We start from the raw sequence: 12,273 nt of genomic DNA, 5'->3' as shown, positions 1-12,273 counted from the left end.
GCACCACAACATCGCCGCGGCACCACCTTCGGTGGGGAAGGGCTGGAGAACTCATGGAGCACACAGGCCAGATGGAGCGGGACGAGCAGGAGTTCGGGCCCCGGCTTGGACGCATGCTGGACGTGTACGCGGACGTGCCGGCACCGGACCTGGTGAGCGGCGGACTCGCCCGGGGCCGACGGCTGAAGCGGCGCAGGCAGACCCTGTGGGGCGTCGCCGTGTTCACCGTCGCGACCGGGCTGACCGGCGGGATGGTTCTCACCGGCATGCTCCCGGGCGACTCGGCCGGCGGCACGAAGAACCAGGCCGCCGTCACCATCCCCGACTTCTCGCTCGCCGCGAACGGGACGTCGGCACCGGACGGCAAGGACGCCGTCACCGGCAGGGCGACCGTGGCCACTCTGCGGGACCTGCTGCCGGGCAAGCCGGCGACCAGCGGTTACCAGTGGTGGGACAACAAGGTGGGCGCCGACACGGTCAGCGCCGGTGGCCGGCTGCTCACGGACAGCGGTGAGGCGGAGACGACGGTCAGCCTCCAGGGCAACTTCCAGCTCACTGCGTTCGACGCGCTGAGCAAGGACGCGGCCCGGGCGGCGGCCCAGGACTCCACGGGCGCCGAGCAGGACAAGAGCGGCAGCGTGGCACCGGACAAGTCCGCGGCCGCGAAGGAGGCCGGCGGATCGGACAAGTCCGGTACGGACAAGGGCGGTTCTGAGAAGAAGGTGCGCCCGGCGACCAAAGCGGAGCTCCAGACCTTCTACTCGTGCGCCGACCGGGCGACCGCGGGGGCCAACCTGTCCTCCTGCTCCGCCCGCAACCTCGCCGACGGCTCCGTGCTGATCAGCTACGAGGAGAGGTCCGCCGCTCTGACCCGCCGCACCGCCGACCTGCTCCGCAAGGACGGCACCCGGATCGTGCTCGTCACGTCCAACAGCACGGACAGCAAGCGCGGCCCGGCGGACCTCGCCGCCCCGCCGCTGACCCTGGCCCAACTTGCCACGATCGCCGAGAACGCTGCCTGGCAGCCGTGGGTGGATCCGGCGGTGAACGACGGGGCGAAGGGCATCTCCTGACGCCTTCATGAGTGCAGGCGGCTCCGCCGAGGCGAGGCCGCACGCACCAACCCACTGCGGACTCCGCCTACTTGGCGCAGGACTTCGGGTCGAGGTTCTCCTGCCACTTGTCCTCACGGCCGTCCGGCTGGCCGTTGGGCAGGAGCTTGTCGGAGACGCCGTCGATGTAGTAGCCGTACGAGTAGACCGTCTTCCAACTCGCGTCCCGGCCCCGCCAGGTGTGTGCGGTGGACTCGCCGTCGCCCTTGTTCCACTGGTAGTCCTCGACGTAGAACACCGGGTTCACGCGGACCACCCGCTGGTACGGTGTCCAGGTCGTCGCCACCTGGGTGCACGGCGGTATCGACTTCTCGCTGCGCCGCTCGAAGGACGAGCTCTTCTCCCAGCCCCACTCGTAGCCCGCACTGCCGCCGACGGTGCCGGAGAAGATGCTCTTGGCGAGGGAGAGGCTGATGCTGGCGCCGACGCTCTTCTTGGCGAACGTCTTGGTGCTGTAGCCGCTGACGAAGGTCACCTTGTCCTCGGTCGTGCCGTGGTTGCCGGTCCACTCGGAGGTGCGGACGGGCTCGCCCTTCACGGACCATGTCGAGGCCTGCGCGTACCCGCACCAGCCGCGGAACACCTCCCACGGCCCGGCGGGCATCCACAGCCCGATGACGTCCCGCAGGTACTCGTCCCGGGTCTTGAACTCGCCGGTGTCGACGTTGTACGCGCCGTAGACGCCGGTCAGGCTGGTCTCCTGGCTGCACAGCCGGTCCAGCATCACGTCGGTGTTCCCGGGGTCCACGCCCCGGACGTTCTGCGCCCCGCCCGGACCGGCGGCCTGCGCGGTCCCGGAGCCGGCCAGCACACCGGCCAGCGCGAGGGCGGTGGAGGCAGCAACGAGGGCTGCTCGCTTGAGAGTTGTGGTTCGGATGAATCGCATGGGGGTGGCTCACTCCCGAGTTCTGGGGACAGTTGCGTGGGGCACCTGTCCGACAGCCCTGGAAGATGGCAGAGAACCCGCGAGTAGGGTCGGAATCGCGTGAAGGATGACAGGACATTGACAGAAAGAGGGAGGCTGTTGTCGTCCTTTGCCCGTTCTACGGCGTCGCCGTCTCCGGTGGCGGAGTCGGCGCCCCCGGCAGCCGTACGGTCGCGATCGTGCCGCCGCCTCCGGCGTGGCCGAGGGTGACCTCGCCGCCGCTCTGCTGGACGGTGCGGGCGACGATGGAGAGGCCGAGACCGGAGCCGGGCAGGGCGCGGGCCGACGGGGAGCGCCAGAAGCGGTCGAAGACGTGCGGGAGTTCCTCGGCGGGGATGCCGGGACCGTGGTCCCGGACGGTCAGCACACCGGCGCTGAGCTGCACCTCGATGGCGCCGCCCTCGGGGCTGAACTTCACCGCGTTGTCGAGGATGTTGACGACGGCACGCTCCAACGCGGCCGGTTCGGCGCGCGTGTACCAGGGCTCCAGCGAGGCGTTGATGGTCAGCTCCGGTCCGCGCAGCCGTGCCCTGCGCAGGGCCGACTCGACGGTGTCCTCCAGGGACACCACCTGCACGCGCTCACCGCGCTGGCCCTCGGACCGCGAGAGCTCCTGCAAGTCGCCGATCAGGGAGGCCAGTTCGGTCATCTGCGCCTTGACGGAGGCGAGCAGCGCCTTGCGGTCGGCCTCGGGGAGGGGGCGGCCGGTCTCCTCGCTGCGGGTGAGGAGCTCGACGTTGGTGCGCAGGCTGGTCAGCGGGGTGCGCAGCTCGTGACCGGCGTCGGCGATGAGCTGCTGCTGGAGTTCGTGGGAGTTGGCGAGGGAGGTCGTCATCGAGTTGAAGGACCGGGACAGCCGGGCGACCTCGTCCTCGGCGTCCTCCTCGACGGGGATGCGGATGCTCAGGTCCTCGGTGCGGGCCACCTGTTCGACGGCCTCGGTGAGCTTGTCGACGGGGCGGAGGCCTGCGCGGGCCACGAAGAGGCCTGCGGCGCCTGCACCGAGGACTCCTACGCCGGAGACGAGGAGGAGGATGAGGGCGAGGTCGTTGAGCGTGGACTGGGTGCTCTTGAGGGAGACCGCCATGCTGATCGCGGTGTCGGGGTACAACTGGACGGGGCCGCCCGGGCCGGAGCTGACCATCAGGGGCAGGGTGATCACGCGTACGGCGTTGCCGTCGCCGGCGGTGCCGTTGCGGATGATCCCCTCGCCGGTGACGGACGCGGTCTTTATGACGTCCTTGTCGGAGCCGGTGACCTTGACGGTGCCGGCCGAGTTCGCCGAGACACAGGCCTTGCCGTCCGACCTGACCAGCTGGACGTAGGTGTTGCGAGCCCGCAGGTCGTTGATGTCGGACTGGAACCCCGAGCCGCTCTGTTCGCTCTGGTCGGTCTGCGCGGTCTGGGGGCAGCTGTCGAGAAGGTCATCGACCCGGTTGGCGCTCTGCGGCTGCTGCGCCATCTTCCTCAGGTCGCCGTCGACCTGGTCGTACAGCTTCCCCTGCACGATGAACCAGCACGTCACCGACACCGCCGCCACCGCGAACGCCACCGCCGCCGCCACGAGCAGCGCCAGCCGGGAGCGGATCGGAAGGGACCGGTACCGCCGTACGACCCTCTTCACTCCGCGCCGCCCTGGCGCAGCACATACCCCACGCCCCGCACCGTGTGCACGAGCCGCGGTTCGCCGCCCGCCTCGGTCTTGCGGCGCAGGTACATGACGTAGACGTCCAGCGAGTTGGACGAGGGCTCGAAGTCGAAGCCCCAGACCGCCTTCAGGATCTGCTCCCTGGTCAGCACCTGGCGCGGGTGGGCCATGAACATCTCAAGCAACGTGAACTCGGTACGGGTCAGCTCCACCGGCCGCCCCGCCCGGGTGACCTCGCGCGTCGCGAGATCCATCCGCAGGTCGGCGAAGGTGAGCGCCTCGTCGTCGTCCGCCGCCGCCCCGGCAGCCGCCGCGTACGAGCTGCGCCGCAGCAGCGCCCGGACCCGGGCGAACAGCTCGTCCAGTTCGAACGGCTTGACCAGGTAGTCGTCGGCGCCCGCGTCGAGCCCGGTGACCCGGTCGCCGACCGTGTCGCGGGCCGTGAGCATCAGGATGGGGGTCGTGTCGCCGGCGCCACGGATGCGGCGGGCGGCGGTCAGGCCGTCCATGCGGGGCATCTGGATGTCGAGGACGACCAGGTCGGGCTGGTAGGCGGTCGCCTTGTCGAGGGCGTCCGCGCCGTCCACGGCGACCTCCGTGTCGTAGCCCTCGAAGGCGAGGCTGCGCTGGAGTGCTTCGCGCACCGCCGGCTCGTCGTCGACGATCAGGATGCGCTGGGGGTCACGGTCGCCTTCGGCGGGGCTCATGGCTTCGGATTCCTCGGATGCGGTGGGACGAAAGGGGGCTGAACGTTCTGAGCGTTTTCAGCCTCGCACGGTTCCCGGCCAGTGCGTGAAGGGCGGAGTGGTTCAGCCGCGGGCGGCGGCACGCCGACGGCTGCGGGCGGCGGTCACCCCGCGGCGGGCCACCGCCACGGACGCCACCTCGGGCGCCCGCGTCACCGGCGAGTGCAGTGCGTACGCCACCTCAAGGGCCAGGGCGAAACCGGCCGCGTCGGTGCCGGCCACCGTGTGCGAAACCTGCTTGATCATGACGTACTCCTTACGGGGGTCGGGGGTGTCAGCTGTCGGCGCCGCCGGCCCGCAGCGTGGCCAGGTCGGACTTGACGGTGTTGATCGGGATGGAGAAGCCGAGGCCCGCGCTGCCGGCCGTCGAGGAGTCCGAACTGGCCGAGTACATCGCGGAGTTGATGCCGATGATGTTGCCGTTCATGTCGATGAGCGCGCCGCCGGAGTTGCCCGGGTTGAGGGACGCGTCCGTCTGGATGGCCTTGTACGTCGTCGTGGACGAGCCGGTGTCGCCGTTGAACTGCTGGCCGCCGAACTCGAACGGCCACTGGCCGTTGCCGCCGCTCTGGCCCTGACTCTGGCCCTGGCTCTGGCTCTCCTCCGTCGCGACGGTCACGTCACGGTTCAGGGCGGAGACGATGCCGCTGGTGACGGTGCCGGTCAGGCCCTCGGGGGAGCCGATCGCCACGACCTCGTCGCCGACCTGGACGCCGTCGGAGTTGCCGAGGGTGGCCACGCTCAGGCCGGAGGCGTTCTCCAGCTTGATGAGGGCCAGGTCCTTCTTGCTGTCGGTGCCGACGACCTTGGCGGTGTAGGTCTTGCCGTTGCTGGTGCTGACCTTGACGGAGGTGGCGCCGGCGATGACGTGGTTGTTGGTGATGATCTCGCCGTCGCTGGTGATGATCACGCCGGAGCCGGTGGACTCACCGGAGTTCGAGGTGGCGTTGATCTCGACGATGCTCGGGCTGACCGCCTTGGCGACTCCGGAGACCGTGCCCTTGGCGGAGGACGGCACCACGTTGGTGCTGGTGCTGCTGGAGGCGACCGTGTCGTTGCCGGTCAGCTCCTGGATGCCGTACGCGGTGCCGCCGCCTATGGCCGCAGCGACGATCGCGACGGCGGCGAGAAGGGCGAGGGGACCGCGGGCGCGCTTCTTCGGCGCGGGCGCCGCGGGCTCCGCCGGGGGCTCGGTGAAGAGCGCCGTACCGCCGCCGTTGCCGTCACCGCCGTAGGAGCCGGCGTACGAGCCGCCGTACGCGCCCTGCGGGGCCGGGGCCGGGGAGGGCGCGGCGGGCTGCGACGGCCACACCGTCGTACCCGGCTCCACGGCGACCGGCTCGACCGGGGCCGCCGGCTGCGCCGACTGCACGGGCGGCCGGCCCGGCGGGGGCGGCCACTCGGGGTTCACGGGCGACGAAGCGTGCTGCTGGGCGCCCTGGAGGGGGTTCTCGTACTGCTCGTACTCGCCGTCGCGGCGGAAGCTCTCGGTCATGACAAGAAGCTTGTCCCGCGACCATGAGAGCTCCCTGAGTGCTCCCTGAGAAGCCCGGCAGAACCTCGTATGCCCGATATAAAGGCGCCGCTGGCCTCCGGCGCCGGGTTCTCAGACGCCCTTAAGGAAGGTCACTCGCAGCCGCAGGAGCGCCGCACGACCAGCTTCGACGGGAACACCTTCAGCCGCTCCCGACGGGACCCCGCGACCCGCAGGCCGTCGTCCAGCACCAGATCCACCGCGGCCCGGGCCATCGCCGAGCGGTCCGACCCCATCGTCGTCATCGGCGGGTCCGCGAGCGCGGCTTCCTTGATGTCGTCGAACCCGATGACGGCCAGTTCCCCCGGCACGTCGATCCGCAGCTCACGCGCGGCCCGCAGCAGGCCGATCGCCTGGTCGTCGGTGGAGCAGAAGAACGCCGGCGGCCGCTGGGGCCCGGCCAGCACTCCGAGTGCCACCTGATACGCGTCGTAACGGTTGTACGGCGCCTCGAAGAGCCGCCCCTCGGTGGAGATCCCGGCCTCGTCCATGGCCCGCCGCCACCCCTCGACGTGGTCGGACACGGGGTCGCCGACCGCGGGGGTGTTGGCGGTACCGCCCATACAGGCGACGTAGGGGTAGCCGTGGCCCAGCAGATGTTCGACGGCGGCCTTCGCACCGGTGAGGTCGTCGAGCACGACGGCCACGTCGTCGATCGCCTCCGGCCGCTCGTGCAGCAGTACGACCCGCGCGTCCCACGCGTCGATCTCGGCGGCCGCGTTGTCGTTCAGGGCGTGGGAGACCAGGATCAGGCCCGACACCCGCATCCCGAGGAACGCCCGCAGATAGTGGACCTCGCGCTCGCCGATGTAGTCGGAGTTCCCGACGAGCACCATCTTCCCGCGCTCGGACGCCGCCTGTTCGACCGCGTGCGCCATCTCCGCGAAGAACGGCTGGCGCGCGTCCGGCACGATCAGACCTATGAGGTCCGTACGCCGGGACGCCATCGCCTGCGCGACCCGGTCGGGTCGGTACGACAGCTCCTTGATCGCGGCGAGGACACGCTCGCGCGTGGCCGGGGCAACCGGCCGGGGTCCGTTGTTGATGACATAACTGACTACGGCGGTGGACGTTCCCGCCAGTCGCGCCACGTCGTCCCTGGTTACCTTGGCCACGCGCGGAGTCTACGCGGATGGACCGGCTCTGGGCAGGGCGTGAAGGAGGCCCTGTGCCCCCGCGGAGGCCTACCGGGAAGTACGCCGGTGCGGGAGCATGCCCAGCCGGGGGCCCACTAAGCCTCGGCCGGTACCTCGGAGGCGTCCAGGGCGGCGCTGTCGTCCACCTCGTCCGTTTTTGCCTGGCTCACGGCATCGGCGGCGGCGGCCTTCGCCTTGGCCTCCTCGCTCGCGGCGGCCCCGCCCTTCTCAGGCGTAACGAATCGATAACCGACGTTGCGGACGGTCCCGATCAGCGACTCGTGCTCGGGGCCGAGCTTCGCGCGCAGCCGCCGTACGTGGACGTCGACCGTGCGGGTGCCGCCGAAGTAGTCGTAGCCCCAGACCTCCTGCAGCAGCTGCGCGCGCGTGAAGACGCGGCCCGGGTGCTGGGCGAGGTACTTGAGGAGCTCGAACTCCTTGAAGGTGAGGTCGAGGACCCGGCCCTTGAGCTTCGCGGAGTAGGTCGCCTCGTCGACCGACAGGTCGCCGTTGCGGATCTCCATGGGGGAGTCGTCGTTGACGATCTGCTGGCGGCCCATCGCGAGCCGCAGGCGCGCCTCGACCTCGGCCGGACCGGCGGTGTCGAGAAGGACGTCGTCGATGCCCCAGTCGGCGGTGACGGCGGCGAGGCCGCCCTCGGTCACGACGAGGATGAGCGGGCAGCCGGGGCCCGTGGAGCGAAGCAACTGACACAGGCTGCGGACCTGGGGCAGATCACGGCGTCCGTCGATGAGGATGACGTCCGCGCCGGGGGTGTCGACGAGTGCGGGGCCTTCCGCCGGGGCCACACGCACGTTGTGCAGGAGCAGGCCGAGGGCCGGCAGCACCTCCGTCGACGGCTGGAGGGCGTTGGTCAGGAGCAGCAGAGAACTCATAAGTCTGGTTCCTCCTCGGTCCCGCGAGGGTTAGCTTTCGTATACCGGGGATCCGAAAGCACAAAAGGACCCGGGGGCTGCGTTGCCCGAGTCCTCTTGCGAGGAGAATAGCCCACATGGGCATGGATCCGGCAGGTCGTGTGGTGCATTCCACCGTGCGTCCGCACTCTGAGACGCGCAGAAGCGCACCTATACGGACGTTTCTTCGCACTGTCGATGGCGTGACGATCGATTCCGTATACGATCCGCCGGCCGCCGTATACGACGCTTCCTCGTCACCTTCCCGTATCCCGGTGTTCGTGGTCGCGCACGGGTTCACCGGCGATGTGGATCGTCCTCATGTTCGCCGGGTGGTCGAGGCGTTCGCGCAGTACGGCGCCGTGGTCACGTTCTCCTTCCGCGGCCACGGCGCCTCCGGCGGGCGCTCCACGGTCGGCGACCGCGAGGTGCTGGATCTGGCCGCCGCGGTGGCGTGGGCGCGCGAACTCGGCCACACGCGTGTGGCGACCGTCGGCTTCTCCATGGGCGGTTCGGTGGTGCTGCGGCACGCGGCGCTGTACCGCCCGGACGAGGCGGGGCGCGAAGGGCGCACGGACGCGCACCCGGACGTCGTGGTTTCGGTCAGTGCACCGGCCCGCTGGTACTACCGGGGCACGGCTCCTATGCGAAAGCTCCACTGGCTGGTAACCCGCCCGGCGGGCCGTCTGGTGAGCCGCTACGGATTCCGTACCCGCATCCACGACCGCGACTGGGACCCCGTCCCCCTCTCCCCGGTGGAGGCGGTCCCGAGGATCGCCCCCACTCCCCTGCTGATCGTGCACGGCGACCGTGACGGCTACTTCCCCCTCGACCACCCGAGAACGCTCGCGGAAGCCGCCGGCGGCCACGCCGAGCTGTGGATCGAGCCCATGGGCCACGCCGAGCACGCGGCCGACGACGAGCTGCTCGGCCGGATCGGGGACTGGGCTGTCACAGCGGGCGGCTAGCCTGGCCCCTGTACACCACCGATCGATTGAGGAAGCGGATGCCAAAGGTCACGGTGCGCTACTGGGCCGCCGCGAAGGCCGCGGCCGGTCTCGCCGAGGAGCCGTTCGACGCGGCCACCCTCGCCGAGGCACTGGACTCGGCGCGCGAGCAGCACCCCGGTGAACTCGTGCGCGTCCTGCGGCGATGCTCGTTCCTCGTCGACGGTGACCCCGTGGGCACCCGCGGACATGAGACGGTACGGCTGGCCGACGGCGGCACTGTCGAGGTGCTCCCGCCGTTCGCAGGAGGGTGACGATGACGAACCAGCCGTACGAGGGCTACGACCAGTACCCGCAGCAGGGCTGGCCGGCCCACGCCCAGCAGGGGTACGACGACCAGCAGGCCGCCCAGCAGCACACCCAGCAGTGGCAGGGCCAGACCTGGGACACCCAGGTCCACACACCGCTCCCGGCCCCCACGGACCCGGCGTACCTGCCCCCGCAGAGCCCCGACGCCGGGTACCGGCCCGCCGCGTACACCCCGCAGCCGCAGGCCCCCGAGTCCGCGCCCGCTGAAGGGTACGGCCCGGCCACCGTCGCCGGGAACGCCCGCGTCACGGACGCCCAGCGGGCCCGCCTCGAAGGCCGTTCACCGGTCATAGAACCCGGCGCACAGCCGGCGGCGCTCACCGCACTCCTCGGCCTCCTGCTCTCCGGCACGGCCGCCGTCGGGTCGTACGCCCTGCTGATCCCCCTCGTCGTCCTCCAGGCCGTCACCGCGGCCGGCTGGTTCCGGCTGAACGGCATGTGGCCCGCCCGGCAGGGCATCGCGCTGGCGTTCCTCGGGGCGCTGGCGGCGGATGTGGCGCTGCTCGCCGCGGGCCGGTCGAACGCTCCCGCGGCGATCCTCGGCACCCTCGGCGTCTGGGTCCTGCTCAGCCTGGTCCTCCAGCTCCGCTCGCACGCCGACGCCGACGAGCGGATGTACGGCCTGATGGCGACCGTCGCCTCGGCGGCACTCGCCATCGTGGCGACCGGGTACCTCGCCGCCGACCCCGACGCGGTCTCCGTCGGCGCTGCCGCGGTCGGCGTCGCCGTCCTGGCCCGCGCGCTGCCGCTGCCGACCCCGGCCTCCGTGGTCGTCTCGCTGCTCGCCTCGGCGGGCGCGGGCATCGCGGTCGGCGGGATGACGGGCCTCGGCGCGAAGGGCGCGCTGCTCGGCGCGGGCGCGGCGGTGTGCGCACTGATCGGCCACCGCGTCGCGAGCTACGACTACCCGTCACGCTTCGTCCACCTCACAGCAGGAGTGGCCCTACCACTGGCCGCGGCGGCCCCGGCGGTGTACGTCCTGGGCCGGGCGATCGGCTAGGTCGCGGAGTCGACCCACAGGCAGAAGGGATGCCCGGCCGGGTCGAACAGGACCCGGACGTCGTCCTGCGGCTGATACTCGGCGAGCCGCGCGCCTTCAGCGACAGCTCGGGCGGTCTCGGCCGCCAGGGCGTCCGGGCCGCCGTCGACCTCGATGTCCAGGTGCAGCATCATCTGCTGGTCGCCCGGCTTGCGGGTAGGCCAGACAGGCGGGACGTATTCGGGCTCGGTCTGGAAGGCCAGGGACGTGCCCGCGGTGCCGGGCGGCGGCCCGGTGAGGACCCAGTCCGGTTCCTCGGCGCGCACCACGTACCCGAGGAGGCGCTGGTAGAAGGCGGCGAGTTCGTGGGCGTCCTGCGCGTCGAGGACCACGGTGGACAGCGACAGCCTCGCGGAAGAAGACATGAGGGCCTTCCTACTGCCGCCGCTTCTTCCCGTCCAGCTCGTCCCACCACTCGTCGGACTTCGGGTCGCCGGAGGGGTCGTCCCACCAGCGGTCGTCGGGGCCGCGCCGGTTGGCGACCATCGCGGCGAGCGGAGGGATCACCATCGCCACCACGCACATTCCCACGGCCACCGGCATCGACCAGAGCCGTACGACTCCCCAGGCCAGGACGAACAGCCCGATGCAGGTGCCCATCATGGCGAAGTAGGCGCGGCGCCGTCGTCCCGACATACGTCCAGCGTAGGCCCGGACAGGCCGAAGGGCCGTACCCCGGCAAGGGGTACGGCCCTTCGGTCGATCAGGTGCCTCAGACCGCGATCGCGACCTCGGCCAGTCCGCCCTGCTGGGCGACGACCGTGCGGTCGGCGGTGCCGCCCGGGACCAGGGCGCGGACGGTCCAGGTGCCCTCGGCCGCGTAGAAGCGGAACTGGCCCGTCGCGGAGGTCGGGACCTCCGCCGTGAACTCGCCGGTCGAGTCCAGGAGGCGGACGTAGCCCACCACGGGCTCGCCGTCACGCGTCACCTGGCCCTGGATGGTGGTCTCGCCGGGCTTGATCGTCGAGGCGTCCGGGCCGCCGGCCTTCGCTCCACACATGTCGTTCTCCAAAGAGGGGTCTGACCGGAAGGAAGGCCGGTCGGGATGATGCGGACGAGGTCCTACTTGTTGGCGCCGAGCTCGATCGGAACGCCGACCAGGGAGCCGTACTCGGTCCAGGAGCCGTCGTAGTTCTTGACGTTCTCGACACCGAGCAGCTCGTGCAGGACGAACCAGGTCAGGGCCGAGCGCTCACCGATGCGGCAGTACGCGATGGTGTCCTTGGCGAGGTCGACCTGCTCGTCGGCGTAGAGCTCCTTGAGCTCGTCGTCCGACTTGAAGGTGCCGTCGTCGTTGGCGTTCTTCGACCACGGGATGTTGCGCGCGGACGGGACGTGGCCCGGGCGCTGCGACTGCTCCTGCGGCAGGTGGGCCGGGGCGAGCAGCTTGCCGGAGAACTCGTCGGGCGAGCGGACGTCGACCAGGTTCTGCGAACCGATCGCCGCCACCACGTCGTCGCGGAAGGCGCGGATGGACTTGTTCTGCGGCTTGGCCTTGTAGTCGGTCGTGGCGCGCTCGGGCACGTCCTCGACCAGCTCGCGGGCGTCCAGCTCCCACTTCTTGCGGCCGCCGTCGAGGAGCTTGACGTTCTCGTGGCCGTACAGCTTGAAGTACCAGTAGGCGTAGGACGCGAACCAGTTGTTGTTGCCGCCGTAGAGGACCACCAGCGTGTCGTTGGCGATGCCCTTCGCCGAGAGGAGCTTCTCGAAGCCCTCCTGGTCGATGAAGTCGCGGCGGACCGGGTCCTGCAGGTCCGTGGTCCAGTCGATGCGGATCGCGTTGCGAATGTGGTTCTTCTCGTAGGCGGACGTGTCTTCGTCCACCTCCACGATCGCGATGTTCGAGTCGTCGAGGTTGGCCTCGACCCAGTCGGCGTCGACCAGGACGTCACTGCGGCTCATG

15 protein-coding genes are annotated in these 12,273 nt (G+C 70.7%); 4 read left to right on the top strand and 11 right to left on the bottom strand.

The window, feature by feature from the left end; translation table 11 throughout:
- The first annotated feature begins 53 nt into the window (after positions 1–53).
- On the top strand, positions 54–1,073 hold the full coding sequence (locus OHT57_RS23455; RefSeq protein WP_328748457.1) for a hypothetical protein: 1,020 nt from the start codon (positions 54–56) through the stop codon (positions 1,071–1,073).
- A gap of 67 nt (positions 1,074–1,140) precedes the next feature.
- On the opposite strand, the gene OHT57_RS23450 is transcribed toward OHT57_RS23455, so the two are convergent.
- From OHT57_RS23450 to OHT57_RS23420, 7 genes are all read right to left on the bottom strand, one after another.
- Positions 1,141–1,998 carry a hypothetical protein gene (locus OHT57_RS23450; protein WP_328748455.1) on the bottom strand — a complete coding sequence of 286 codons (858 nt, stop codon included), beginning with the start codon at positions 1,996–1,998 and terminating at the stop codon, positions 1,141–1,143.
- Between the two features lie 157 nt (positions 1,999–2,155).
- Positions 2,156–3,661 carry a sensor histidine kinase gene (locus OHT57_RS23445; protein ID WP_328748454.1) on the bottom strand — a complete coding sequence of 502 codons (1,506 nt, stop codon included), beginning with the start codon at positions 3,659–3,661 and terminating at the stop codon, positions 2,156–2,158.
- A complete protein-coding gene (locus OHT57_RS23440; protein ID WP_328748453.1) occupies positions 3,658–4,392 on the bottom strand; it encodes a response regulator transcription factor in 735 nt (244 codons plus the stop codon). The genes OHT57_RS23445 and OHT57_RS23440 overlap by 4 nt, the downstream gene beginning before the upstream one ends.
- A 102-nt stretch (positions 4,393–4,494) precedes the next feature.
- Positions 4,495–4,677, bottom strand: coding sequence for a hypothetical protein (locus tag OHT57_RS23435; protein ID WP_328748452.1), 183 nt, complete (start codon positions 4,675–4,677; stop codon positions 4,495–4,497).
- Between the two features lie 28 nt (positions 4,678–4,705).
- Positions 4,706–5,926 carry a S1C family serine protease gene (locus OHT57_RS23430; RefSeq protein WP_328748451.1) on the bottom strand — a complete coding sequence of 407 codons (1,221 nt, stop codon included), beginning with the start codon at positions 5,924–5,926 and terminating at the stop codon, positions 4,706–4,708.
- Positions 5,927–6,057: 131 nt separating this feature from the next.
- Positions 6,058–7,080 carry a LacI family DNA-binding transcriptional regulator gene (locus tag OHT57_RS23425; RefSeq protein WP_328748450.1) on the bottom strand — a complete coding sequence of 341 codons (1,023 nt, stop codon included), beginning with the start codon at positions 7,078–7,080 and terminating at the stop codon, positions 6,058–6,060.
- Positions 7,081–7,196: 116 nt separating this feature from the next.
- On the bottom strand, positions 7,197–7,997 hold the full coding sequence (locus OHT57_RS23420) for a response regulator transcription factor (RefSeq protein WP_328748449.1): 801 nt from the start codon (positions 7,995–7,997) through the stop codon (positions 7,197–7,199).
- Between the two features lie 116 nt (positions 7,998–8,113).
- On the opposite strand from OHT57_RS23420, the gene OHT57_RS23415 reads away from it, so the two are divergent.
- Genes OHT57_RS23415 through OHT57_RS23405 form a run of 3 tightly spaced genes read left to right on the top strand, consistent with a single transcriptional unit; the run spans position 8,114 to position 10,331 of the window.
- Positions 8,114–8,983, top strand: coding sequence for an alpha/beta hydrolase (locus tag OHT57_RS23415; protein WP_328748448.1), 870 nt, complete (start codon positions 8,114–8,116; stop codon positions 8,981–8,983).
- Between the two features lie 38 nt (positions 8,984–9,021).
- Complete coding sequence (locus tag OHT57_RS23410; RefSeq protein WP_328748447.1) at positions 9,022–9,276, top strand: MoaD/ThiS family protein; 255 nt, start codon at positions 9,022–9,024, stop codon at positions 9,274–9,276.
- Between the two features lie 2 nt (positions 9,277–9,278).
- Entirely contained in the window at positions 9,279–10,331 is a 1,053-nt protein-coding gene (locus tag OHT57_RS23405; protein ID WP_328748446.1) for a hypothetical protein, read from the top strand.
- On the opposite strand, the gene OHT57_RS23400 is transcribed toward OHT57_RS23405, so the two are convergent.
- The 4 genes from OHT57_RS23400 to OHT57_RS23385 all read right to left on the bottom strand — a co-directional run bounded on the left by OHT57_RS23400 (position 10,328) and on the right by OHT57_RS23385 (position 12,272).
- Entirely contained in the window at positions 10,328–10,735 is a 408-nt protein-coding gene (locus OHT57_RS23400; protein ID WP_328748445.1) for a VOC family protein, read from the bottom strand. The genes OHT57_RS23405 and OHT57_RS23400 overlap by 4 nt on opposite strands.
- A 10-nt stretch (positions 10,736–10,745) precedes the next feature.
- Positions 10,746–11,006: a DUF3099 domain-containing protein gene (locus OHT57_RS23395; RefSeq protein ID WP_328748444.1), complete on the bottom strand. Its 261-nt coding sequence runs from the start codon at positions 11,004–11,006 to the stop codon at positions 10,746–10,748.
- 76 nt (positions 11,007–11,082) lie between these two features.
- Complete coding sequence (locus OHT57_RS23390) at positions 11,083–11,370, bottom strand: DUF1416 domain-containing protein (protein ID WP_007382995.1); 288 nt, start codon at positions 11,368–11,370, stop codon at positions 11,083–11,085.
- Positions 11,371–11,432: 62 nt separating this feature from the next.
- On the bottom strand, positions 11,433–12,272 hold the full coding sequence (locus tag OHT57_RS23385; RefSeq protein ID WP_328748443.1) for a sulfurtransferase: 840 nt from the start codon (positions 12,270–12,272) through the stop codon (positions 11,433–11,435).
- Position 12,273 lies beyond the last annotated feature (1 nt).

It is taken from the genome of Streptomyces sp. NBC_00285, from assembly GCF_036174265.1.
In the GTDB taxonomy this organism is placed as follows: domain Bacteria; phylum Actinomycetota; class Actinomycetes; order Streptomycetales; family Streptomycetaceae; genus Streptomyces.
The sequence above is the reverse complement of the archived record's forward strand: the minus strand, read 5'-3'. Positions and strand labels throughout refer to the sequence as shown.